At 58.8% G+C, this 23571-nt stretch carries 21 protein-coding genes; 16 read left to right on the top strand and 5 right to left on the bottom strand.

Going from position 1 to position 23571, the window contains the following annotated elements; all coding sequences use genetic code 11:
- Positions 1–126 precede the first annotated feature (126 nt).
- Positions 127–1242 carry an alanine dehydrogenase gene (gene ald, locus AB5Y83_RS14245; RefSeq protein WP_058059143.1) on the bottom strand — a complete coding sequence of 372 codons (1116 nt, stop codon included), beginning with the start codon at positions 1240–1242 and terminating at the stop codon, positions 127–129.
- 150 nt (positions 1243–1392) lie between these two features.
- On the opposite strand from ald, the gene lrp reads away from it, so the two are divergent.
- From lrp to serS, 5 genes are all read left to right on the top strand, one after another.
- The gene (gene lrp / locus AB5Y83_RS14250; protein ID WP_005300047.1) at positions 1393–1884 is read left to right on the top strand and encodes a leucine-responsive transcriptional regulator Lrp; all 492 of its coding nucleotides are present in this window, start codon (positions 1393–1395) and stop codon (positions 1882–1884) included.
- A 202-nt stretch (positions 1885–2086) separates the two neighbouring features.
- On the top strand, positions 2087–4603 hold the full coding sequence (locus tag AB5Y83_RS14255; RefSeq protein ID WP_236322370.1) for a DNA translocase FtsK: 2517 nt from the start codon (positions 2087–2089) through the stop codon (positions 4601–4603).
- An 80-nt stretch (positions 4604–4683) separates the two neighbouring features.
- On the top strand, positions 4684–5292 hold the full coding sequence (gene lolA, locus AB5Y83_RS14260) for an outer membrane lipoprotein chaperone LolA (protein ID WP_041202312.1): 609 nt from the start codon (positions 4684–4686) through the stop codon (positions 5290–5292).
- Positions 5293–5368: 76 nt separating this feature from the next.
- Positions 5369–6706 (top strand): replication-associated recombination protein A, encoded by a 1338-nt coding sequence (locus tag AB5Y83_RS14265; protein WP_021230553.1) that lies wholly within the window; start codon positions 5369–5371, stop codon positions 6704–6706.
- Between the two features lie 306 nt (positions 6707–7012).
- Positions 7013–8308 (top strand): serine--tRNA ligase, encoded by a 1296-nt coding sequence (gene serS, locus AB5Y83_RS14270; protein WP_368175381.1) that lies wholly within the window; start codon positions 7013–7015, stop codon positions 8306–8308.
- Between the two features lie 2 nt (positions 8309–8310).
- Here the strand turns inward: serS and AB5Y83_RS14275 are convergent, their stop codons facing one another.
- Entirely contained in the window at positions 8311–8487 is a 177-nt protein-coding gene (locus AB5Y83_RS14275; protein WP_155395816.1) for a hypothetical protein, read from the bottom strand.
- Between the two features lie 8 nt (positions 8488–8495).
- On the opposite strand from AB5Y83_RS14275, the gene AB5Y83_RS14280 reads away from it, so the two are divergent.
- From AB5Y83_RS14280 to AB5Y83_RS14320, 9 genes are all read left to right on the top strand, one after another.
- Entirely contained in the window at positions 8496–8984 is a 489-nt protein-coding gene (locus AB5Y83_RS14280; RefSeq protein ID WP_005337086.1) for a CvpA family protein, read from the top strand.
- Positions 8985–9005: 21 nt separating this feature from the next.
- A complete protein-coding gene (gene purF / locus AB5Y83_RS14285; protein WP_005351229.1) occupies positions 9006–10526 on the top strand; it encodes an amidophosphoribosyltransferase in 1521 nt (506 codons plus the stop codon).
- A 218-nt stretch (positions 10527–10744) separates the two neighbouring features.
- Positions 10745–11503: a tRNA-(ms[2]io[6]A)-hydroxylase gene (gene miaE / locus AB5Y83_RS14290; protein ID WP_005346385.1), complete on the top strand. Its 759-nt coding sequence runs from the start codon at positions 10745–10747 to the stop codon at positions 11501–11503.
- A 303-nt stretch (positions 11504–11806) separates the two neighbouring features.
- A complete protein-coding gene (gene adk, locus AB5Y83_RS14295) occupies positions 11807–12451 on the top strand; it encodes an adenylate kinase (RefSeq protein WP_005337083.1) in 645 nt (214 codons plus the stop codon).
- 98 nt (positions 12452–12549) lie between these two features.
- Complete coding sequence (hemH, locus tag AB5Y83_RS14300; protein ID WP_279487818.1) at positions 12550–13524, top strand: ferrochelatase; 975 nt, start codon at positions 12550–12552, stop codon at positions 13522–13524.
- Between the two features lie 34 nt (positions 13525–13558).
- A complete protein-coding gene (locus tag AB5Y83_RS14305; protein WP_064338136.1) occupies positions 13559–13951 on the top strand; it encodes an MAPEG family protein in 393 nt (130 codons plus the stop codon).
- 186 nt (positions 13952–14137) lie between these two features.
- Positions 14138–15442, top strand: a complete 1305-nt coding sequence (locus AB5Y83_RS14310; RefSeq protein ID WP_005337079.1) for an inosine/guanosine kinase — start codon at positions 14138–14140, stop codon at positions 15440–15442.
- 180 nt (positions 15443–15622) lie between these two features.
- Positions 15623–15985 (top strand): DUF2750 domain-containing protein, encoded by a 363-nt coding sequence (locus AB5Y83_RS14315; RefSeq protein WP_005337077.1) that lies wholly within the window; start codon positions 15623–15625, stop codon positions 15983–15985.
- Between the two features lie 175 nt (positions 15986–16160).
- Entirely contained in the window at positions 16161–16655 is a 495-nt protein-coding gene (locus tag AB5Y83_RS14320) for a hypothetical protein (RefSeq protein ID WP_042055706.1), read from the top strand.
- On the opposite strand, the gene AB5Y83_RS14325 is transcribed toward AB5Y83_RS14320, so the two are convergent.
- A complete protein-coding gene (locus tag AB5Y83_RS14325) occupies positions 16618–18258 on the bottom strand; it encodes an EAL domain-containing protein (RefSeq protein ID WP_227273520.1) in 1641 nt (546 codons plus the stop codon). The genes AB5Y83_RS14320 and AB5Y83_RS14325 overlap by 38 nt on opposite strands.
- Before the next feature lie 189 nt (positions 18259–18447).
- Here AB5Y83_RS14325 and glgC point away from each other — a divergent pair, with 189 nt between their 5' ends.
- Complete coding sequence (gene glgC, locus AB5Y83_RS14330) at positions 18448–19722, top strand: glucose-1-phosphate adenylyltransferase (protein WP_064338134.1); 1275 nt, start codon at positions 18448–18450, stop codon at positions 19720–19722.
- 84 nt (positions 19723–19806) lie between these two features.
- On the opposite strand, the gene AB5Y83_RS14335 is transcribed toward glgC, so the two are convergent.
- A complete protein-coding gene (locus tag AB5Y83_RS14335) occupies positions 19807–21804 on the bottom strand; it encodes a hypothetical protein (RefSeq protein ID WP_368175382.1) in 1998 nt (665 codons plus the stop codon).
- A gap of 195 nt (positions 21805–21999) precedes the next feature.
- A complete protein-coding gene (locus AB5Y83_RS14340) occupies positions 22000–22551 on the bottom strand; it encodes a lipoprotein (protein WP_005337065.1) in 552 nt (183 codons plus the stop codon).
- Between the two features lie 241 nt (positions 22552–22792).
- On the opposite strand from AB5Y83_RS14340, the gene AB5Y83_RS14345 reads away from it, so the two are divergent.
- On the top strand, positions 22793–23563 hold the full coding sequence (locus AB5Y83_RS14345) for a hypothetical protein (RefSeq protein ID WP_368175383.1): 771 nt from the start codon (positions 22793–22795) through the stop codon (positions 23561–23563).
- Positions 23564–23571: the final 8 nt, after the last annotated feature.

Consider the following 23571-nt stretch of genomic DNA (forward strand, 5'->3'; position numbering starts at 1 on the left):
CAAAGGCTGGCGAGTCGATTGCACTAATCGTGTTCACAAGGGGTGACATGCAAAATAAAGGAATAAAAAAACCGCCCATCGCGGGCGGATTTTCACTCATCTCCAACTGGCGCAGGCCAGCGCAGATCAGTTCAGCAGGGTCAGGGGATCCGTGTAGGCAAGGCCATGTGCCACGGCCACTTCCTTGCAGGTGAGTTTGCCCTCCATCACGTTGAGCCCGTGCAACAGGTTGGGATCGCTCAGCAGTGCCTGACGATACCCTTGCTGGGCCAGCTTGATAATAAAAGGGAGGGTGGCATTGTTGAGCGCCACGGTCGAGGTGCGGGCCACCGCCCCCGGCATGTTGGCGACACAGTAGTGCACCACCTCATCGACGATATAGGTCGGATCCTGGTGGGTGGTGGCGTGGGAGGTTTCCACACAGCCGCCCTGATCGATGGCCACATCGACGATGGCAGAACCCGGCTTCATGCGCGCAATGTGGTCACGGCTGACAAGTTTTGGCGCAGTGGCACCCGGTACCAGCACACCGCCGATGACCAGATCGGCCGCCAGCAGATGGCGTTCCAGGGTTTCGCTGTTGGAGTAGACCACCTTGGCCGCTCCCTGGAACTCGTTATCAAGACGGCGCAGGGTATCGACGTTGTTATCGAGGATGGTCACATCCGCGCGCAGGCCAATGGCCATGCGGGCTGCATTGGAGCCGACCACGCCGCCGCCGATGATCACCACCTTGGCCGGTTCGACACCGGGTACGCCGCCGAGCAGCACACCGCTCCCACCGCGCGATTTTTCCAGCGCTTGGGCACCCGCCTGAATAGACATGCGTCCGGCCACTTCCGACATGGGGGCCAGCAGGGGCAGGCCGCCACGGCCGTCGGTGACGGTTTCATAGGCGATACAGATGGCGCCGCTTTTCAGCAGGGCTTCGGTCTGGGGCAAGTCTGGCGCCAGATGCAGATAGGTGAACAGGGTCTGACCCGGACGCAGCATGGCACATTCGACAGGCTGAGGTTCCTTGACCTTGACGATCATCTCGGCTTTGGCGAAAACCTCTGCTGCAGAGGCCAAAATTTCGGCTCCAACAGCGATATAATCTGCATCGCTGAAGCCAATGCCGTTTCCGGCACCGCTTTGGACGAAAACAGTATGGTTTCGTGCTGTCAGTTCACGTACACTGGCCGGAACCATGCCTACGCGGTATTCATGGTTTTTTATCTCTTTAGGTACACCGATAATCATGCTATCCCTCGTCTATAGATTGGTGTTTCATGTTGCCAAAATGTTAACCAACATTTGCGCCTAGTATATTCAGGTATTGACAGGATTTGTGACCATAATTATAAAATGACTGGTGATTCTTACCAAAAAATAGCCAAAGGATGGAATAAAATGATGGAAGCTAAGAGTCGGCTAAAGGATTTGGACAGGATTGACCGCAACATTCTTAATGAACTGCAAAAGGATGGCAGGATTTCGAATGTTGAGTTGTCCAAGCGAGTTGGCCTGAGTCCTACACCGTGTCTGGAACGGGTTCGTCGCCTCGAGCGACAAGGTTATATCGAAGGATATGCCGCTATTCTGAACCCTCATTATCTGGACGCATCTCTGCTGGTGTTTGTAGAGATAACCCTCAATCGCGGGGCGCCTGATGTGTTTGAACAGTTCAACAAGGCTGTTCAGGTGCTCGAAGAGATCCAGGAGTGTCATCTGGTTTCCGGTGACTTCGACTATCTGCTCAAGACCCGAGTCAGCGACATGTCGGCTTACCGCCGTCTGTTGGGGGAAACCCTGTTGCGTCTGCCCGGTGTCAATGACACCCGCACCTATGTGGTGATGGAAGAGGTCAAGCAGAGCAGTCGTCTGGTGATCAGCACCCGATAAAGCAGGTTATGCCGTGGTATCTTTTCCATATGAGACACCATGACAGTCAGAAACGAGCGGCCGGTCCGCTCGTTTCTTCTTGTAAAGATAATTGCAAATATGGCCCCGTCCCATCAGGCTCTGGCTGACAATCGATGGGCTTTTCGGGGATACTAGGCCCCCTTATTTCCTGCATTACATGTTTTCAGAAAGGAGCCGGAGTTTGGCCGATAAAAAGCTGTTTACTCCTTTATCAGGTACACAACGGATCTTCGAAGCCGTCTTGATCGCCATCACCCTGATGGCTGCTTATCTTCTGCTTGCCCTGTTGTCCTATCATCCCGCTGATCCCGGCTGGTCCCAGACCTCCTGGCAAGGGGAGGTGAAGAACCTCGCCGGTAGTGCCGGTGCCTGGCTCGCCGACATCACCATGTTTACCTTTGGTGCCTTCTCCTATCTGGTGCCGCCGCTGGTGGTACTGCTGGGCTGGAGTCTCTTCTGGCGCCCGAGCCGTCTGCTCGATGTGGATTACCTCACCCTGGGGGTGCGGATCATCGGCTTTATCCTGACTGTGCTCGGCATGTCGGCCATTGCCAGCATGAACTTCAACGATATGCAGAACTTCTCCGCCGGTGGTCTGGTGGGGGATGTAATAGCCTCCGCGGTGGTGCCGCTGTTTGGCGGCGTCGGGGCCAACCTGATGCTGCTCTGCTTCGTGGCAACCGGCATCACCCTGTTTACCGGCTGGTCCTGGCTCACCATCGTCGAGCAGATCGGCGCGGCCTGTACCGGTTCTGTCAGTGCTGTTTACCACTTCCCGACCACCCTCGGCCGCTGGCTGACCGGTGGCTGGCGTCAACCCCGCAACGAGGGGCCGGATCCCTTGCTGGAAGGCGGGGTAGGGGCCATCGCGTTTGATGACGAGGAAGATGAGCCGCACACCAGCTGGACGCGCAAGCCCAAGGGCAAGAACCAGAAGGCTGCCTCCGAAGAGTGGCTGCCGGAACTCGACGACGATACCTTCGAGTTCGACCCACAGTTTGATGATGAAGATGATGAGCCGGCTCCGGCTGCCAAGCCGAAACGTGCGGTGGCGGCCGCCAATGGTCGCCGCCAGCCGGTACTGGCTGTGGCCGATGACGATGATGAGGACGATCTGGATCTGCCCTGGGCCGAAGGGGACGACGAGGTCGCCGCGCCGGTAGCCGTCGCACCAACCAAGCCCAAGCGTCGTCCGCAGTCAACAATGCCGCCGTTGCCGAGTATCGAGCTGCTCGACCGTCCACCCGCCAAGACCCAGATGATGAGCAAGGATGAGCTGGATCGCATGGGGCGTCTGGTGGAGGCCAAGCTTGCCGACTACAACGTGCAGGCCAAGGTGGTGGGTGTCTATCCGGGCCCGGTCATTACCCGTTTCGAGCTGGATCTGGCGCCGGGCATGAAGGCGAGCAAGATCACCAACCTCTCGCGCGATCTGGCCCGTTCCCTCTCTGCCAGCAGCGTGCGGGTGGTTGAGGTGATCCCGGGTAAGACCTATGTCGGTATCGAGCTGCCCAACCGGGTGCGTCAGACCGTTTACCTGCGCGAAACCCTCGACTGCGATGCCTTCCGCGATAGCCGCAACCCGCTCACCATGGGCCTGGGTCAGGACATCGCAGGGGAGCCGGTGGTGGTGAACCTGGCCAAGATGCCGCACCTCCTGGTGGCCGGTACCACAGGTTCCGGTAAGTCGGTGGGGGTCAACACCATGATCATCTCGATGCTCTACAAGTCATCCCCCGATGATCTGCGCTTTATCATGATCGACCCCAAGATGCTGGAACTCTCGGTCTACGAAGGGATCCCGCATCTGCTGACCGAGGTGGTGACCGACATGAAGGACGCCGCCAACGCCCTGCGCTGGTGTGTGGGCGAGATGGAACGCCGTTACAAGCTGATGTCGGCAGTCGGGGTGCGCAACCTCAAGGGCTACAACGACAAGGTGCTGGCCGCCATCGAGGAGGGGGAACCCCTGCTGGATCCGTTGTGGCGCCCGGGTGACTCCATGGATCAGATGCCGCCGGAGCTGGAGAAACTGCCCCACATCGTGGTGGTGGTGGACGAGTTTGCCGACATGATGATGATCGTCGGCAAGAAGGTGGAAGAGCTGATCGCCCGGATCGCCCAGAAGGCGAGGGCCGCCGGTATTCACCTTATTCTGGCGACCCAGCGTCCGTCGGTGGATGTCATTACCGGTCTTATCAAGGCCAACATCCCGACCCGTATTTCGTTCCAGGTGTCGAGCAAGATCGACTCGCGCACCATCATCGATCAGGGCGGCGCCGAATCTCTGCTCGGTATGGGCGATATGCTCTACATGCCGGCCGGTACCTCCAACCCGACCCGGGTACACGGTGCGTTTGTCGATGACCATGAAGTGCACAAGGTGGTGGCAGACTGGAAACTGCGCGGCGAGCCGAACTACATCGAGGAGATCCTCTCCGGTGAGTCGGGTGGCGAAGGTGGCAGCGGCGAATATGGCGGTGGTGGCGATGAAGAGCTGGACCCCCTGTTCGACGAAGCGGTCGCTTTTGTGGTGGAGTCCCGCCGTGGCTCGACCTCCAGCGTCCAGCGCAAGTTCAAGATTGGTTACAACCGGGCAGCCCGTCTCATCGAGCAGATGGAGAATCAGGGCATCGTCAGCTCACCGGGTGGCAATGGTCAGCGCGACGTGCTGGCACCGCCGCCGGTGCGGGACTAAGCCTCACCGTTTCATACTATCCCTGGCCATGCCCTCCGCGGGCGTGGCCTTTTATCGAGAGCGTCTTTATGAAGAGCGTGATGAAAAAACAACTGTTGATGGGTACCGTGCTGCTGATGGCCAGCAGCCAGGTGTGGGCCGATGCGGCCAGCGATCTCAAACAGAAGCTGGCGGGTGTCAGCCTCTTCTCCGCCAAATTTGCCCAGACCGTCTATGACAGCAAGGGCAAGGAGCTGCAAAAGGCCAGCGGCGATCTGCTGGTGCAGCGGCCAAACCGTTTCAACTGGCACACCACCTCGCCGGACGAGAGCCTGATCGTGGCCGATGGTCAGGATGTCTGGGTCTATGATCCCTTCGTCGAGCAGGTGACCGCCCTCAAGCTGAAAGATGCGGTGCTCAACACCCCCTTTATTCTGATCGCTGGCAATGACGACAAGTTCTGGAAGAATTATGACGTGACCCAGCAGGGGGATGTCTACACCGTCACCAGCCGTAACAAGGATGAGCTGATTGCATCCTTCCGTGTCACCTTCGACAGACAAGACAACATCAGTCGTTTCGATGTGAAAGAGGCGCAAGGGCAGTGGAGTGAATTCACCCTGAGCAGCTTCAACCGCAAGCCGGTGCTCAAGGGCAACGAATTTGTTTTCAAGATCCCGAAGGGGGTCGAGCTGGACGACCAGCGCTAATGAGCAAGCTGTCGTTGGATTGCTCGCCACTGCGCCAGTCAAAGGCGAGTGGCGTGACGTTGGGTGGTCAATACAGATGAGCAACTTGTCGCTGGATTTCTCATCGGACTTTCGTCCGCTGGCGGCCCGGATGCGGCCGCAAAACCTCGACCAGTATATCGGTCAGCAACATATCCTGGGGGCTGACAAGCCCCTGCGCAAAGCGATCCTGGCGGGTCACTGTCACTCCATGATCCTGTGGGGGCCGCCCGGTACCGGCAAGACCACGCTGGCGGAGTTGATGGCTCACTACTGCCAGGCGGAAGTGGAGCGACTCTCTGCGGTCACCTCCGGTATCAAGGAGATCCGCGCCGCCATCGACAAGGCGAAGGAGAACAGCTGGCGCGGGGTGCGTACCATCCTCTTCGTGGATGAAGTGCACCGCTTCAACAAGAGCCAGCAGGATGTGTTCCTGCCTCACATCGAAGATGGCACCATCACCTTTATCGGTGCCACCACCGAAAACCCCTCGTTCGAACTCAACAACGCACTGCTCTCCCGGGCCCGGGTCTATCTGCTCAAGCGACTGGAGGAGAGCGATATTCTCGCCATGCTCGATCAGGCGATGACCGATCCCCGTGGTCTCAATGATCCGGCACTCACCTTCGCCCCCGGCGTCAAAGAAGCTCTGGCCAAGGCGGTGGATGGGGACGGCCGCAAGTCCCTCAACTATCTGGAGCTGTTGGCCGACATGGCCGAAACCGACAGCACAGGGGCGCGGGTGATCGACAGTGCCCTGCTCGCTGCCGTGGTGGGGGAGCACGTGGCCCGCTTCGACAAGGGGGGCGATCACTTCTACGACCTCATCTCGGCGGTGCACAAATCCATTCGCGGCTCGGCGCCGGATGCGGCGCTCTACTGGTATGCCCGTATGGTGAGCGCCGGTTGCGATCCCCTCTATATCGCCCGCCGCTTGCTGGCGATTGCCTCGGAAGATGTGGGCAATGCCGATCCGCGCGCCATGCAGGTCGCCCTGTCGGCTTGGGATTGTTTCCATCGGATTGGTCCGGCGGAAGGGGAGCGGGCCATCGCCCAGGCGATCGTCTATCTCGCCTGCGCCCCGAAAAGCAATGCGGTCTATACCGCCTGGAAGGCGGCGCTTCATGATGCCAAAAACCTCCCTGACTTCGAGGTGCCGGTACACCTGCGCAATGCGCCGACCAAATTGATGAGCGATCTGGGCTATGGCGCCGAGTATCGCTACGCCCATGACGAGCCGGGCGCCTATGCTGCGGGCGAGCAGTATTTCCCGCCCGAGCTGGCGGGCAAGCAGTACTACCAGCCCACCGATCGCGGCCTTGAAAAGCAGATTGGCCAGAAGCTCGATTACCTCCATGAACTGGACAGGCAAAGTCCGCAGCAACGGGGCAAATAGCCCCTTTGTTACCTCGCATGGCTGAAAATTGGTCAGGCGTTTGAATATGCAGGACGGTTTGCGTGCCAAAGTCGGTAAAAACGACACAAATAGTCCCTGTTCGGGCGGGGGGGCGGTCTGCTACACTGCCCGTCTGACCCCGCTTGTCTTGGCCTTGCGCCATCTTCTTGATCTCGAAGGCCTGATTGTTGAGGCCCGATTCTGAAGACGATTGGGGTGCGCCAACCGATGTTAACTTCCGGATCTGTTTCCCAGCCCGTCATGACGACTCAGGCCCAGATCCCATTTTAAAAAAGTAGGTAAACCATGCTGGATCCCAAATATCTGCGCAGCGATATCGAAGAGGCTGCCGCTCGTCTGGCGACACGTGGCTACGTTCTGGACGTAGCGGCTGTCAACGCTCTGGAAGAGAAACGCAAGGATCTGCAGTCCCGTACCCAGGAGCTGCAGGCCGAGCGCAACGCCCGCTCCAAATCCATCGGTGAAGCTGCCCGTCGTGGTGAAGATGTTGCCCCGCTCAAGGCCGAAGTGACCAAGATCAACGACGAGCTGGAAACCAGCAAGGTCGAGCTGGATGCCCTGCTGGCCCAGCTGAAAGCCATTGCCGACGCCATCCCCAACCTGCCGAGCGAGACCACGCCGGTGGGTCGTGACGAGAACGACAACGTGGAAGTGCGCCGTTGGGGGACCCCGCGCGAGTTCAGCTTCCCGGTACGCGATCACATCGATCTGGGCGAAGCGGCCAAGGGCGTTGACTTCAAGAATGGCGTCAAACTCTCCGGTACCCGTTTTGTGGTGATGAAGGGTCAGATTGCCCGTCTGCACCGTGCCCTGGCTCAGTTCATGCTGGATCTGCACACCCAGCAGCACGGTTACACCGAGTGCTACGTGCCCTATCTGGTGAACCCGGACAGCCTCTATGGCACCGGCCAGTTGCCGAAATTTGCTCAGGACCTGTTCAATACCGGTATCGAAGGTGAAGGGGAAGAAGAGGGCAAGCTGCGCAAGTTCTCCCTGATCCCGACCTCCGAAGTGCCGCTCACCAACATGGCCCGTGACGAGATCTTTGACGTGCAAGAGCTGCCGATCAAGATGACCGCCCACAGCCCCTGCTTCCGCTCTGAAGCCGGTTCCTACGGTCGTGATACCCGTGGCCTCATCCGTATGCACCAGTTCGACAAAGTCGAAATGGTTCAGCTGGTTCACCCGGAGAAATCCTGGGATGCACTTGAAGAGATGGTCGGTCACGCCGAGAAGGTGCTGCAACTGCTGGAGCTGCCATATCGCGTGATGGCGCTCTCTACCGGTGACATGGGCTTCTGCGCCTCCAAGACCTACGATCTGGAAGTGTGGCTGCCGGCCCAGAACACCTATCGCGAGATCTCCTCTGTATCCAACTGCACCGACTTCCAGGCGCGCCGCATGCAGGCTCGCGTGCGTATCGACGGCAAGCCGCAGCTGCTGCACACCCTGAACGGCTCCGGTCTGGCAGTGGGTCGTACCCTGGTTGCAGTGATGGAGAACTACCAGCAGGAAGATGGCCGCATCGCCATCCCGGCTGCGCTGCAATCCTACATGGGTGGCCTGACCCACATCGGGTAAGTTCACGCCGCAGACCACAACGCCATGGCATTGCCATGGCGTTGTGCATTCTGGCGCCGATCAACCGTTTTAGTGCTGAAAAAATGCGGCTTTTCGGCGTCGCTTTGAACAGTTAACACATTTTTATCAAGCAATGCGCAATCGTTTTTGTTAGACTGCGCCGCAATTTCGCAGGACATCTTTTTCTATGGTCTGGATTGATTACGCCATCATCGGCATCGTCGGTTTCTCTGCTCTCATCAGCCTGGTGCGCGGCTTCGTCAAGGAGGCCATGTCTCTTGTCACCTGGTTCGTCGCCTTCTTTATTGCCAGCCATTTCTATCCCGATCTCGCCGTCTATTTCACCTCCTTCTCCGACGCGCTGGTTCGCAACGGTCTGGCCATCGCGGCGCTGTTTGTGGCGACTTTGATCCTCGGCAGCGTGGTCAACTATGTGGTGGGCCTGTTGGTGGACAAGACGGGTCTCTCCGGTACCGATCGGGTGCTGGGGGTCTGCTTCGGTGCAATTCGCGGGGTGCTGATCGTCAGTGCCCTGCTTTTTTTCATGGATACCTTCACCAGCCTCTCCCAGAGCGACTGGTGGGTGGCGTCCAAGCTGGTGCCGGAGTTCAAGCCGGTGATCCAGTGGTTTTTCGGGTTCATGTTGAACTCATCCAGTTTTCTTAAACAGGTATAGTGACTTCGAGGTAGCAAAGACATGTGTGGTATTGTCGGTATAGTTGGCACCACCCCCGTCAATCAGGCCCTCTACGACGCCTTGACGGTGTTGCAGCACAGGGGACAGGATGCCGCCGGGATCGTGACCATTGATAGTGGAAACTTCCGGCAACGCAAGGCCAATGGCCTGGTGAAGGACGTGTTTGAAGTGCGCCACATGCAGCGTTTGCAAGGGAACATCGGCATAGGTCATGTCAGATATCCCACCGCAGGTAGCTCAAGTGCCGCTGAAGCCCAACCTTTTTATGTGAACTCACCCTACGGCATGGTGCTGGCCCATAACGGCAACCTCACCAACGCCAAGGAGCTCAAGGAGCAGCAGTTCAAGGTCGCCCGTCGCCACATCAACACCACCTCCGACTCGGAAGTGTTGCTGAACGTGCTGGCTCACGAGCTGGATCGCTGTGACAAGATGGCCCTGCGTCCCGAAGATATCTTCGCCGCGGTGCGCAGAACCCATCAGCAGATCCGCGGCGCTTATGCGGTGGTCTCGCTGGTGATCGGTCATGGTCTCATCGGTTTTCGCGATCCCAACGGCATTCGCCCACTGATCCTCGGTCGTCGTCAGGACGAGCAGGGCCAGGTGGAGTACATGCTCGCCTCCGAGAGCGTGGCGCTCGACGCCATCGGTTTCGAGACGGTGCGGGATATTGCGCCGGGTGAAGCCATCTACATCACCGAGCAGGGCCAGCTCTTCTCCGAGCAGTGTGCGGAGAACCCGCAGATGAGCTCCTGCATCTTCGAATACGTCTACTTCGCTCGTCCCGATTCGTGCATCGACAAGGTCTCGGTCTACGCCGCCCGCCTCAACATGGGTCGCAAGCTGGGTCAGAAGATTGCCCGCGAGTGGGAAGATCTCGACGTCGATGTGGTTATCCCCATCCCCGAGACCTCCTGTGACGTGGCGCTGGAGATCGCTCACACCCTGGATCTGCCATACCGTCAGGGCTTCGTGAAGAACCGCTACATCGGTCGTACCTTCATCATGCCGGGCCAGACCCAGCGCAAGAAGTCGGTGCGTCGCAAACTCAACGCCATCAGCTCCGAATTCAAGGGCAAAAAGGTGTTGCTGGTGGATGATTCCATCGTGCGTGGTACCACGTCCGAGCAGATCATCCAGATGGCCCGTGAAGCGGGGGCAGCCAAGGTCTACTTCGCCTCGGCGGCGCCGGAAATTCGTTTCCCCAACGTCTATGGCATCGATATGCCCACCGCCAACGAGCTGATCGCCCACGGCCGTGAAGTGGAAGAGGTGTGCAAGCTGATTGGCGCTGACGGTCTGATTTTCCAGGATCTGGAAGATCTGGAAGCCGCCGTGCGGGAGATCAACCCGGATCTGCGTCACTTCGAGACCTCGGTCTTCAATGGCCACTACGTCACCTCCGACGTGGACCAGTCCTATCTGGATCACCTCAACGCCCTGCGCAACGATGACACCAAAGCGGTGCGTGAATGGCAGGAAGGCACCAGCAATCTGGAAATTTTTAACGAAGGCAGTTAAACGTTTGCGGTTTTGCCGGATGGGATAGCGAGATGGGGGCCAGTGGCCCCCATTGTCGTTTCTACCTTGCACCGGCAGAAGGGGTAGGGGGTATCTGTTTGAAAAACATCCGTTTATCTTGCCGGATATGGGCATGGCCAGCAGGATCCGCTAGCATAGGCGGCAACATATATGACCGATACGCTTTTAACCGGCGTGTTTAACAAACGAGAGTTTAGATGGATGATCTGTTAGCCCCTGTGCGCCAGTTTTTGCAGTGCGAGACCCCGGATGAGTGGGTGGAGATGGCGCGGGATCCGGCCCGTTTACCGACCCTGCTCATCGATCACGCCAACTGCGAGACCAAGGCCGCACTTACTGCCCACAGTCTGGTGCGCCGCTACTGCCTGCCCAAGGGCAAGCGCCATCTGCTACCCAAGCTGGAGTTTTATCGCGAGCTGGATGCCATTCCGGAGAAGGCCGAGATCCTGGGCAAACGCAGCATGGGAGAGTCTGATCGCACCGTCTTTGCCGAGCTGGAACGCAATCCGCTGCTGTTTCCCATGGTGCGGCTCATTCAGGAGGAGCTGCACCACTTCGAGCAGGTGCTGGAGATCATGCAGGCCCGCGGCATCGAATACGGGCCGGTGACGGCCTCCCGCTATGCCCGTCAGTTGATGCAGCATGTGCGCACCCATGAGCCGGCCACCATAGTCGACAAGATGATCATCGGCGCCTATATCGAGGCCCGCTCCTGCGAGCGCTTTGCCAAGCTGGCCCCCCATCTGGACGAGGAGTTGAGCCGCTTCTATGTCTCTTTGCTGCGCTCCGAAGCGCGTCACTATCAGGATTACCTGAGCCTGGCCGAACAGTACGCAGGGGAGGATATCAGCGAGCGGGTAGCCTTCTTTGGCAAGCTGGAAGCCGAGCTTATCTGCTCGCCGGATCCGCAGTTCAGGTTTCATAGCGGCCTGCCTGTCACATCTGACAGTTGTTGACGCACAGGGGGCAAACTACTATTGCCCTGTTCCTACTACGAGCGACAAGTAGTTACTTTTGAGCGCAATTCCCGGCCCTGAGCCGGGATCTTTTTTTCTGTCGTACCTCCTTCCTGCTTTTGGCGCTCTATGCTGAATCCCTGGCTATTTTTGCGTCTTCCCCTTGCGATGAAATCCTGTTCGATCAGCCGGTTATTGTGGTGATAAAGTGCTCATTCAGGTGGCTCACCCTTGTAGAAACGGGCGAAACCGTGTACTTTTTTGCCTTCGCAAGATTTGAATAACCAATCAATAGGAGCGTGTATGCGCATTGTTCTGTTGGGGGCTCCGGGCGCCGGCAAAGGTACCCAGGCTCAGTTCATCATGGAAAAACACGGTATTCCCCAGATCTCCACCGGCGATATGCTGCGTGCGGCGATCAAAGCGGGCACCGAGCTCGGTCTGAAAGCCAAAGCTGTGATGGACGCAGGTCAGCTGGTCTCTGACGACATCATCATCGGTCTGGTCAAAGAGCGCATCGCTCAGCCGGACTGCGCCAAAGGCTTCCTGTTGGACGGTTTCCCGCGCACCATTCCCCAGGCGCAAGCCATGAAGGACGCCGGTGTCGTGGTTGATTTCGTGCTGGAGTTCGATGTGCCGGACGAAGAGATCGTCAAGCGTATGAGCGGCCGTCGCGTTCACTCCGGCTCCGGCCGTACCTACCACGTGGTGTTCAACCCGCCGAAAGTGGAAGGCAAGGATGACGTGACCGGTGAAGATCTGGTGATCCGCGCCGACGACGAAGAGACCACAGTACGCAAGCGTCTGGATGTATATCATCAGCAGACCGCGCCGCTGATCGGTTTCTACGGCAAAGAGGCGGAAGCGGGCCACACCCGTTACGTCAAGATCGACGGCACCCAGCCGGTTGATCTGGTCAGCAAGCAGCTTGCCACCATTCTGGGCTGATCTTTGCTGCCGGCACTGTTTCCCGTGCCATCAGATAAATAAAGAGAAGGGCCCTGTCGGGCCCTTTTTGCATAATGACAGATAGACAGGAAGCCAACGTGACCACGAAAACCGGAATATTGCTGGTCAATCTGGGTACCCCAGCCGCACCGACCACCGCTGCCGTCAAAGCGTTCCTCAGCCAGTTCCTGCACGATCCCCGTGTGGTGGACCTGCCCCGTTACCTCTGGTGCCCGCTGCTCCACTTCATCATCTTGCCGACGCGCTCGCCCAAAGTGGCCAAGCTCTATCAGCAGGTGTGGACCGAGCAGGGCTCGCCGCTGATGGTGATCAGCAAGCAGCAGCGCACCGCACTGGAGCAGGAGCTCAAGCGGGAGGGGGTTGAGGTGCCGGTGGAACTGGCGATGACCTATGGTTCCCCGTCAGTGAATGATGGCTGGCAGGCGCTCAAGGCCAAAGGGGTCAACCGGGTGATCCTGTTGCCGCTCTATCCGCAATATTCGGTCAGTACCACCGCCTCGGTCTTCGATGCCTGGGGCAAGGCGATGAAGAGAGAACGCAATCTGCCGGTGGTACGGCTTATTCGTGATTATCACGCCCATCCCGAATACATTCAGGCGCTGGCCATGAGCGTGCGCCGTCACTGGGAGCAGCACGGTCAGGGCGATCACCTGCTGATGTCGTTCCACGGTATTCCCGAGCGCTACGAGAACGAAGGGGACCCCTATGGTCACCAGTGTCGCCATACCGCCAGCTTGCTGGCCGAGGCGCTCGGGCTGGAGGCCGGGCAGTGGACGGCCAGTTTCCAGTCCCGCTTTGGCAAGGAGGAGTGGCTCAAGCCCTACACAGACGTGACTATCGCTGGCCTGCCGGCCGCCGGGGTCAAGCGACTCGATGTGATTTGCCCTGCCTTTGCGGCCGACTGCCTCGAAACCCTCGAGGAAATTCAGGTACAGAATCGGGAGATCTTCATGGAGGCCGGTGGCGAGCGGTTTGAATATATTCCGGCCCTCAACAGCGATCAGGCCCACATCAGGATGATGGTCTCGCTCATCTGCCGCGAATTGGCATGAGTGACCGGCAGTCAGTAAAACAAGGAGTCGAGTCATGGTACATATCACGCTTATATACGCAGGCCTGCTGGGGCTGCTGTTTTTGGGGCTATCTTTCTGGGTGGTCAGACGTCGTGCCCAGTTCGGGGTGATGATAGGGCAGGGGGAAGCCCCCGAGCTGCTGGCGGCGATCCGGGCCCACGGTAATTTTGCCGAGTATGTGCCGCTGACCCTGCTGCTGATGGCGCTGTGCGAGCTATCCGGTGCCGGTGCGCTCTGGCTGCATGCCGGTGGCGCCATGCTGCTGGTCGGTCGCATCCTGCATGCCATCGGCATCCAGATCCCCAAAGCCCCCAATGTGCCCCGTTTTCTGGGCACCTTGCTGTTCTGGCTAGCCCTCGGCCTCTTCTCGCTGCTGGCCCTGTTGCAGGGGATGGCGGCCGCCTGAAAACAGGCGCTTTTTTATGCTATGGAACCACCCCGGGCAGGGTGGTTTTTTTATGGTGAAAAGGCAAACGTTTTTCCTTGCAAGCCTTGTCTATACTGACTCCATTATTTAAACAGGGCGACTTTTCGGGGCGGCGGATTGTGTTAAAATCCCGCCCCTCTTTCCCCCAGAGCACAGAACATTGCCATGAAATTTCCCGGTCAGCGCAAGTCCAAACACTACTTCCCTGTCGACAGACGCGATCCCCTGGTTCCGCAAAATCCCCTGTTAACCGAACTGGGCAAAGCCTACGTGGTCGGGATTGATCAGACCCTGGTTGATATTGAAGCCCATGTGGATGAAGACTTTCTGACCCGTTATGGTCTGAGCAAGGGGCACTCCGTCGTTATCAATGACGATGTAGCCGAACGGATTTATGACGAGCTCAAGGCCAACAACATGGTGGTGAGCGAGTTTGCCGGTGGCACCATTGGCAACACGGTACACAACTACTCGGTACTGGCCGACTCCCACTCCATCCTGCTGGGTGTGATGAGTCAGGATATTCGTATCGGCTGCTACGCCTACCGTTATCTGTGCAACACCTCTTCCCGCGTCAATCTGGACTATCTGCAGCCGGTGGATGGCCCCATCGGTCGTTGCTTCACCTTCATCACCGAGTGCGGCGAGCGCAGCTTCGGCATCAACGCCGGCAAGATGAACCAGCTGGATGTGCAGCACATTCCGGAGGATGTGATCAAAGGGGCGTCTGCCCTGGTGATCACCGCCTATCTGGTGCGTGGTGACGATGGTGATCCGATGAAAGAGGCGGCCATGACCGCGGTGCGTTATGCCCGCGAGGCCGGTATTCCCGTGGTGCTGACCCTGGGCACCCGTTTCGTCATCGACGAAAACCCCCAGTGGTGGCGCGACTTCATTGCCGAAAACGTGACTGTGCTTGCGATGAACGAAGACGAAGGTGAAGCCCTGACCGGTATCGCTGATCCGCTGGGTGCTGCCGACAAGGCGCTCGACTGGGCCGACATGGTGCTCTGTACTGCTGGCCCCATTGGCCTCTACATGGCGAGTTATACCGACGAGGACTACAAGCGCGAGACCACTCATACCCTGTTGCCGGGCGTTATCCCCGAGTTCAACATGTATGAGTTCAGCCGCCCGATGGCCCGCGCCAAGTGCCGTAAACCGGCCCGCATCTACTCCCACATCTCCCCGTATATGGGGGGCCCGGAGAAGATCAAGAACACCAACGGGGCAGGGGATGGCGCGCTTTCCGCCGTGCTGCACGACATGGTGGCCAACTCCTATCACCGGATGAATGTGCCCAACTCCGCCAAGCACATCTCCGAGTTCCTGACCTACTCCTCACTGGCCCAGGTGTGCAAATACGCCAACCGCGTCAGCTACGAGGTGTTGGCCCAGAGCAGCCCCCGTCTCTCCCGCGGTTTGCCTGAGAAAGAGGACAGCCTGGAAGAGGTTTACTGGGAGCGTTGATCTCCTGAATCTGCAAGACGCCTCCATCGGGAGGCGTTTTTGCAGGCAAATGGGGGTTATCCCGGCTTTTTTCCCGGAATAACCCCAATATGCTTGAGTCCATGTCACTTTTACGACACCATTTGGCCATCGTATTGTCGCCCGACAATGCCGCAGCACCCGAAAGAAAGAGAGAATCCCATGAGCATGCTTAACGACAACCTTGACGCCAATTTCCAACTGTTTATCGAACAAGTCCGCGAGTCGGGTCAGGTGTGGGGTCTGCGCTATGGGGAAGACTGGGTCGTCTGCCGCTCCGCCGAATTTGAAGATGCCGACGTGATGCCGCTCTGGTCTGCCGAAGAGGATGCCCGTCTGCACTGTGTTGACGAGTGGGCCGATTACGAGCCGGAAGTGATCGATCTGGAAGAGTTTCTCGATATCTGGATCAACGATCTGGATGAAGACGATGTACTGGTCGGCCCGAACTGGAACGCCGATCTGGAAGGCCAAGAGCTCGAACCCATCGAGCTGGCCAAGGCACTGGTTGAACTGGACGCCTGAAAGCGCCTCCATTGATGGCCTGAACGCACAGGCCATCGGGACAAAGACCGGCATCCGTGAGGGGGCCGGTCTTTTTTATGGTCGAATGGCCCGATTGATGAGTTAAAAGCCGATTTGCCTTTGCACCTGTCAGGGGGATGGTCCATCATCAACCTTTTGCCAAGGGAGGAGCGCCATGTTTGTATTCGACGTAACGGGAGCTGCGGGTGAGAAGGCCAGCATTCGGGTGCAGGCGCTGGATTGGGCGCAAGCCGGGCCTGTGACCTTCCAGTGTGATGATGATCAGCTGGCGGTCGTACTCCTGAGTGGTTGTCGTTGCGATGCGGTGGGCTTTTTCAACCTGTTGGCGGGGTGTAAACCCCTCTATATCGAGCAGTGGCTCAGCTATCTGCAAGAGAGCGGTCGCATTGGCAAGTGGAGTCACCAGACCGAGAGTCCCGCCGATGGGGACTATCTGGCCAGAGCCGGTCTGGAGCACGATGAGCTCAATACCCTGCTTGGCCAGGTCTATCAGGTGGCGGGGTTCAATCGCCTGCAAATCAACCGTTACCTCAAGAACCGCCACAACCCCACCACACTGGCGACCCGTTACGATCAGAAAGAGCTGGAGCGCTATCGCCAGCTCAATGACATCATTCTGACCCTTTTGAAGCTGAAGCATCCTCAGTAAAGAGCCCCAGCTGGCTGATATCCGGTCGCAGCGGTTGCGGCCGGGCGATCAGATAGCCCTGCAAGCCATCCACGTACATCCCCTGCAGCAGCTGTTTCTGGCCAAGCTGTTCCACCCCCTCTGCAATCACCTGACACCCCATCCGATGCGATACATCGACGATCATCCGCACGAACTGCTGGTTGGTCTGATCCTGCTCCAGCCCGGTGATCAGGGCAGGATCGAGCTTGATGTAGTCGGGCTTGAGCTCGCGAAACAGGGTAAAGGAGCCGATCCCCTTGCCGAAATTGGCGATGGCCGAGCGGCTGCCGTTGCGGCGCAGCAGTTCAAACACCCGCTTGGCGCCGGTCAGGTTGCGTTCCAGATGCTCTTCATCCAGTTCGAACACCAGATTGGCGCTGGTATTAGGATCTTTGAGCAGCTGGCGGTCAAGCCAGATCAGGAAGGCGCTGTTTTGCAGCAAGTTGGGAGAGAGATTGATCCCCCAGCGACTCTGGTTGGCACCAAAGGCCCGGTACTGGCGCATGATGTGGGTAATGACCAGCTGCTCCAGCCGCATCACCATATCCAGCCGCTGGGCCATGGCAAATAGGGTGTCGGTGGGCAGGGCGGTGCCGTCATTGCCGCTGAAGCGGGTGTAGATCTCGTTGTAAGCCAGCATGCTGCGGTGCAGGGGCTGGATCGGCTGGTAGGTAAAGCTGAGTCGCTCCTGCGCCAGCACGTCGGTCAGCACGTCGCGCCAGTGGTGTTGGCCCTGCAGATCGGAGGCGCTGTCATCTTGCTGGATGGCCCAGCCGTTGATGGTTTCGGTCTGGGCGCGAGCCAGTGCCAGATCCGCTCTGGCCAGCACGGCTTCAATTTTCTGGCCGCTGCTGAGCTTGGTCAGCCCCGAGTAACCGGTGCTCTCCAGCTCGTGCTGATCCTGATAGTGATCGAAGGCTACCTTCAAATCCTGCCCCAGCAGATGGGGAGGAATATTGGCCACCGGTTGCACCAGCACGGCAAAATCGGCCCCCGAAATGCGGTAGACCTGATTGCCTGGGAAGCGGCTTACCACCCGCTTGATGAGAGCGGCCATGTCCTTGATGTAGGCATCACCAGACTGGAAGCCGCGCTGGGCGTTGATCTTGCCAAGCTCGGTGGCACGGATCAGCACCAGGGTCGCGGTCTGGGTGTCCTGATCCCGCTGCAGCAACTCGGTCATGTCGCGGCGAAATGCATGACGGTTGAGTAGCTGGGTCAGCTCGTCGGTGGTGGCCAGGTTGCTGAGCTCGGTCAGCTGGCGATGGGCGCTCTGCTCGGCGCTTTCGAACTGTTCCAGCAGCTGTTGCAGCACCTCCTGGGAGGCGGGCTCATCGAGTTGTGAGGGATCCCGCCCTCTGATCGCCTTGACCCAGGTGAGCTCCTGATGCTGGAGCATGCCATCCATGGTGCGGATGGCCAGCATCAACAGCAGGATCATGCCAAGCAGTGTGGTGGCCAGAATAATGGCCAAAGTGAGCGGTGTGCTCTGAAGGGCCAACCAAACTGCTTGCAGGAGCAGCAGGGGTATGGTCACTATGGTGGCGATCAGAAAGAGGGTACGTCCGAGCTTGTGAACCATCTTGTCATCCTTGAAGTGGCTGCTTTGTGGGGGAATTTTAACCAAGCTGGCGGAGCAAAGCATGCTATTCCTCGCAACTCGGTGAAAAGGGTCAATTGAGATCGGTTAAATGTGAGTGAAACCACTTTCACAGGTGCCGAAACAGGCGAAGATGAGTTGAAAATAGATCAAACAAGGCAGAGGTAAATCATGTTGTTAGAGCCCGAAAATAGTGCCAAAGCACGACAATTATTGAACCAGAGTATGGCACTGGTGCTGGCGGGTGGACGTGGTAGTCGCCTGAAGCAGTTGACTGACAACCGCGCCAAGCCTGCCGTCCATTTCGGTGGCAAATTCCGGATCATTGATTTTGTGCTCTCCAACTGTATCAACTCGGGGATCCGCCGCGTTGGTGTAGTCACCCAATACAAATCTCACAGCCTGCTGCGTCACCTGCAATCGGGCTGGTCCTTCCTGCGTTACCAGATGAACGAATTCATCGACCTGCTCCCTGCCCAGCAACGGGTGGACGAGGTGCACTGGTATCGCGGTACCGCCGATGCCATCTATCAGAACGTCGATATCATCCGTGACTACGGCCCCAAATACCTGGTGGTGCTGGCGGGGGATCACATCTACAAGATGGATTACGCCGCCATGCTGCTCGACCACGTGCGCCTTGGCGCCAAGGTGACTGTGGCTTGTATCGAGGTGCCGCGGGCCGAGGCATCCGCCTTCGGGATCATGGATATCGACGAGCAGCGCAAGATCCGCGCCTTCGTCGAAAAACCGGCCAATCCGCCCGCCATGCCAGGTTGCGAAGATCGCTCGCTGGCCTCCATGGGGATCTATATCTTCGAGGCGGAGTACCTCTACCAACTGCTGGAGGAGGATATTCACAATCAGGACTCCAAACACGACTTCGGGATGGATGTGATCCCCCGCATCGTGGAGGAGGGGATGGCATTTGCTCACCCCTTCAACATGTCCTGTGTCGGGGCGCGCGAGGGGCAAAAGCCCTACTGGCGTGACGTGGGTACGCTGGACTCTTTCTGGGAAGCGAACATGGATCTCGCCTCCGTGCTGCCCGAGCTCGATATCTACGATCAGAACTGGCCCATCTGGACCAGCCAGACCCTGACGCCACCGGCCAAGTTCGTGCAGGATCGCAACGGTCAGCATGGCATGACCATCAACTCCATGTTCTCGGGCGGTACCATCGTCAGCGGGTCGTTTGTGCTCAACTCGGTGCTCTTTACCAATGTGCGGGTGCACTCCTTCTGCACCCTGGATCAGGCCATCATCTTCCCCGGGGTCGAGATTGGCGCCGGTTGCCGTCTGCGCCGGGTGGTGGTGGACAAGGGTTGTGTGCTGCCCGATGGGCTGGTGGTGGGCGAGAATGCCGATGAGGATAGCCGCCGCTTCTACCGCTCCGAGCAGGGGATTGTGCTGGTGACCAAGGAGATGCTGGACAAGCTGGCTTGAGGAAGGCCCTTGAAACTGTATCAGACGCTGTAATGCAAAGGGAGCCAAACTGGCTCCCTTTTTCATGCTGGTGAATGGCGAGGATTATTCGCTAACCACCGCTTTGGCGGCCATCACCATGGCGGTGCCGTGCTTGCCACCGGCAGCGGTCACTTGCGGTACGCCATCTTCATCGGTGTCGCTGCCGGCACCTTCGATGATGTTCTCGCCGGAGTCACCGATCCACTCGGCCATCTGCATGCCACCGTTGACGGTGCCACGGAACCAGCTGACGTACTGACCGGTCAGCTTGGCCAGCTCCAGCTCGGGCGCCTTCTCGGCCCCTTCGTTGCGCAGGTTCAGCATGGCAGAGCGCAGGGCGCCGGAGATGGCAGCTTGGGTCCAGGGGGTGTATTCACCCTGTTTACCCGCCAGCCAGGTGCCCGCCTTGGCATTGAAGTAGGCCTTGTCGGCAGCGATAAACAGCTCGCGGGCGGCAGTGCGGTACTTGGCATCGGAGGTAGCGAGGAAGGCGGCGGTCAGACCACGGATGGCGGCGAACTGCGCATCGATGGAGTGGCCGGCATCGAGCTTGCCACCCAGGGTGATGCCGTCATGCACCAGACCATTTTTGCCCTTGAGGTTGGCAAGGATGAAATCGGCCTGCTTGCGGATAAGCTCAAGCGCTTGCTGACCCTGCTTGGTCTTGAGGTTCAGCTCGCCATTGTCACCGGCGGCGTAACCGACCGGCAGTGCATCCTGAGCGCGCTGGAAGATCTGCAGGGCGACCAGTGCGTAAGCGGCGTCAAAGGTGGTGACGTGCTTGCTCTGTTTGCCTGCCTGCCAGCTATCCACCAGAGTGCCAGCCTTGGTATCAAAGTGCAGGGCTGCCAGGTTCTTGAAGGTGAGGTTGGAGAGATTGATCGCCAGCGAGAAGGCATCGTTGCCCGCGACCGCTTTGCCCAGGTCATTGGTCTTGTTGGCTGCCGGTGCGGCGGCAAACGGCGCACCGTCAAACACGGCGTGGAAGGCCGGGTTCTGGTTGGTGTTGGCGCTGCGCTGATCGCTGAAGGCATAGAACTCGGAGAGTGGCCACAGCATCATCCAGGCATCGCGCAGTTGGGCGGAGCCATCCACCACCTCCAGCTTGCCGATGGCACCGGCATCGTTGTTGCTGGTTTCGGTCACTTTCACCTGATGGGGGAAGTAGACAACGCCCTTGGCCGGATCGTACTGCGGGGTGATCTTGACGCCCAGTTGCTTGCCGTCGAAGCCAAGCTGGTTCTGCATGATGGCCAGCTTGTCGATGGATTGCTCGGTCAGCATCATGCCGTTGAAACCATCGGCGGCAGAGACGCCCAGCTTGTGCTTGCCATCCTGATCCATGGTGGCGGAGGCGGCTTCTACCTCTTCATCGGTCTCGGCCACGTGCATGCCGCCGAGGAAGTCTTGCGACCACATCACCTCTTTGAGCAGGATACCGCCCACGGCTGCGGGCACCAGCAGATTGTCGCTGCCGCTCCAGCGCAGGGTGCTGTAGTCACGGAAGTAGGCTGGCACCTGGGTCTTGACGGTTTTCCCGGTCCCTTTGGCGGTCTTGATGGTGATCTGATCGCCATTGACCGGGGTGGCGTTGACGGCCTGGGCAAACTCCGGATTGGCGGAGGCGTAGGGCAGGGAGAGGGGATACATGCCCTGCGGCACTTCATCAGCCGGGAAGCCAACGGCGTCGGCCATGGCCAGCACCCGTTGCCCCAGAGAGGCCATGGTGCCGCCACGGGCCAGGTTTTGCGGCCCGTTCACCAGATGCGGGCCCATGCCGGATTGGTAGTTGAGGGCGTACATCGCCTCTTCGGAGTATTCGTAGGATTCGATGCCGGCAGCGAAGTCGAACGGGGTCGGCTCATCGGCACGGTTGGCATCCAGCACGTCCAGATCCAGCCCCAGCGCTTCGGCCAGCGGCTCACCGGAGAGCTCGAATTCGGTATAGGCCAGCATGTTGGCGGCGGTATTGAATATCTTGTCTTCGACTTTGACGGCAGCGTGTGCGGCGCCGCTGATCAGTGCGCAGGCGATCGCCTGAACCAGTACGGTTTTTCTCATGTCCCTTCTCACCATTGGTTTTATTATTGACGCTTCTCATGACGAATCTAAATGAGAATGGTCTGCATTATGCTGTGTTGGCGGGGACTTGAGAAGTAAAAAACCGCCCCATTCGGCTGCACGTTAAACCGGATGTGCGCTGTCGAAAAGGACGGTTATCTGTTTATTGCGCTGAAAGTGCCAGTGTGGCGGGGATCAGAGTAGCTTGAACGGGATGACCAGACGGCCTGGCTCTACCTTGAGGGCTTCGACCTTCTCCTTGATCCTGGCTTCGTTCTTGCGGCTGCTGTCGAGGCGGTAGACCGGGGTCTGCGACAGGAACAGGGAGAGCGACTGATTGAAGGTGGGCAGCAGCGGGGTGAGGGCGGCCCCGATATCGGCCGGCTCGGTCTTGACCGAGACCAGCTCAAGGTCGCGCAGATAGATGGCGCCCTGATCGGCCACATAGTCCGGGCGTGCACTCAGGGCAAAGCGGATCTTCATCTGCTGGCTGCCAAGGGGGCTGCTCACCTGCAGGTCGCCAGCAGCGTCCAGCTCGATGCGATCTGCTTGTTTGCGGCCTATACGGCTCTGCATCTCATCCAGACGGATCTTGCTCGACATGATGCCGGGGATCCCCAGCTGTTTTTCAAAAGAGACTTGATCTTTGAGGTACTGGTTGATTTCGGCCTCGCTGACGTTGTACTGGGTCAGGGAGCAGGCCCCCAGCAGCAGGGCGAGGGGGAGTAACAACAACTGTTTCAACATGATGGATTCCGCTTGGGCAACTATGATGGCGCTATCTTACGCGATAACGGGCGTGGAATGAGAGCCTCATACCGTGGGAAATCACGGAGTTGCTGCATTCCCGATTGTTTTTTGGCAACCGCCGGGTTCATCATCGACGAGTGAGCGGAATAGGGCTGAGCTGTTGGCTGCGGGCGCAGGTCTACGCCTGAGCAGAGAGAGAACAGAGAGCGAGAAGAGCACAGAGAACGAGGAGAGCGTAATGGTTCGGATGGGCAAGGTTGACCGCAGGGCGCTGCTGTGGCTTGGCTGCATGATGGGACTCTGGAGCCCGTCGCTGTGGGCCGAGGTGAAGGTGATCCCGGTCTTCGAGGCGCAGGCGGCGGTGCAGACCCTCAAGGAGATCTATCCCCAGCTTGGGGTGAGTGCCATGGGTAATCAGCTGGTGCTGAGCGGGACGCCAGCCCAGCTGCAGGAGGCCGAAGCCACGCTGGCGCAGATCAACCAGCCGCCGCAAAGTCTGCTTATCGAGTGGCGGGTCGATGGTGTCGCCAGCGGTCAGCAACTGGGGGGCTCAATCAGTCGCGACGAGGCCAAGCGGCAGTGGCTGCTCGATGGCAACGCCCGGCAGTACCAGCGCAGCCAGAACGACAGCTGGCAGGTGCGCGGGCTGTCGGGCCGTCCCGTGCTGCTGCAGATGGGCTCCTATCAGCCGGTCACCTTCTATCAGTGGAACGGGGGCGCCGTGGTGGGGATGATGCCGCTGGTGAACGGCCTCTATGCCACGGCCACCTTGATTGGCGATCGGGTGCAGATTGCGCTGAGCAGCGAACAGGCGAGGCTGGATCAGGGCACCATCAATCGTGGCCAGAGTGCCACCGAGGTGAGCGGGGCCCCGGGCCAGTGGCTGACGGTGGGGGAGCTCTCGACCAGCTCAGCGGATCAGGGGAGTAGCCTCGGCACCCAGCTACAGGGCGGGCGAGGCAGCCAGAGCGAGCGCCAGACCCTGCAGATCCGGGTCACTCGTCAATAGGTGTCAGC

This window comes from Aeromonas sp. R5-4, assembly GCF_040908215.1.
In the GTDB taxonomy this organism is placed as follows: domain Bacteria; phylum Pseudomonadota; class Gammaproteobacteria; order Enterobacterales; family Aeromonadaceae; genus Aeromonas; species Aeromonas veronii.

Coding starts and splice junctions, on each gene's coding strand:
- ald (WP_058059143.1), bottom strand. CDS start 1,242: ATGATTATCGGTGTACCTAAAGAGATAAAAAACCATGAATACCGCGTA.
- lrp (WP_005300047.1), top strand. CDS start 1,393: ATGATGGAAGCTAAGAGTCGGCTAAAGGATTTGGACAGGATTGACCGC.
- lolA (WP_041202312.1), top strand. CDS start 4,684: ATGAAAAAACAACTGTTGATGGGTACCGTGCTGCTGATGGCCAGCAGC.
- AB5Y83_RS14265 (WP_021230553.1), top strand. CDS start 5,369: ATGAGCAACTTGTCGCTGGATTTCTCATCGGACTTTCGTCCGCTGGCG.
- serS (WP_368175381.1), top strand. CDS start 7,013: ATGCTGGATCCCAAATATCTGCGCAGCGATATCGAAGAGGCTGCCGCT.
- AB5Y83_RS14275 (WP_155395816.1), bottom strand. CDS start 8,487: ATGTCCTGCGAAATTGCGGCGCAGTCTAACAAAAACGATTGCGCATTG.
- AB5Y83_RS14280 (WP_005337086.1), top strand. CDS start 8,496: ATGGTCTGGATTGATTACGCCATCATCGGCATCGTCGGTTTCTCTGCT.
- purF (WP_005351229.1), top strand. CDS start 9,006: ATGTGTGGTATTGTCGGTATAGTTGGCACCACCCCCGTCAATCAGGCC.
- miaE (WP_005346385.1), top strand. CDS start 10,745: ATGGATGATCTGTTAGCCCCTGTGCGCCAGTTTTTGCAGTGCGAGACC.
- adk (WP_005337083.1), top strand. CDS start 11,807: ATGCGCATTGTTCTGTTGGGGGCTCCGGGCGCCGGCAAAGGTACCCAG.
- AB5Y83_RS14305 (WP_064338136.1), top strand. CDS start 13,559: ATGGTACATATCACGCTTATATACGCAGGCCTGCTGGGGCTGCTGTTT.
- AB5Y83_RS14310 (WP_005337079.1), top strand. CDS start 14,138: ATGAAATTTCCCGGTCAGCGCAAGTCCAAACACTACTTCCCTGTCGAC.
- AB5Y83_RS14315 (WP_005337077.1), top strand. CDS start 15,623: ATGAGCATGCTTAACGACAACCTTGACGCCAATTTCCAACTGTTTATC.
- AB5Y83_RS14320 (WP_042055706.1), top strand. CDS start 16,161: ATGTTTGTATTCGACGTAACGGGAGCTGCGGGTGAGAAGGCCAGCATT.
- AB5Y83_RS14325 (WP_227273520.1), bottom strand. CDS start 18,258: ATGGTTCACAAGCTCGGACGTACCCTCTTTCTGATCGCCACCATAGTG.
- glgC (WP_064338134.1), top strand. CDS start 18,448: ATGTTGTTAGAGCCCGAAAATAGTGCCAAAGCACGACAATTATTGAAC.
- AB5Y83_RS14335 (WP_368175382.1), bottom strand. CDS start 21,804: ATGAGAAAAACCGTACTGGTTCAGGCGATCGCCTGCGCACTGATCAGC.
- AB5Y83_RS14340 (WP_005337065.1), bottom strand. CDS start 22,551: ATGTTGAAACAGTTGTTGTTACTCCCCCTCGCCCTGCTGCTGGGGGCC.
- AB5Y83_RS14345 (WP_368175383.1), top strand. CDS start 22,793: ATGGTTCGGATGGGCAAGGTTGACCGCAGGGCGCTGCTGTGGCTTGGC.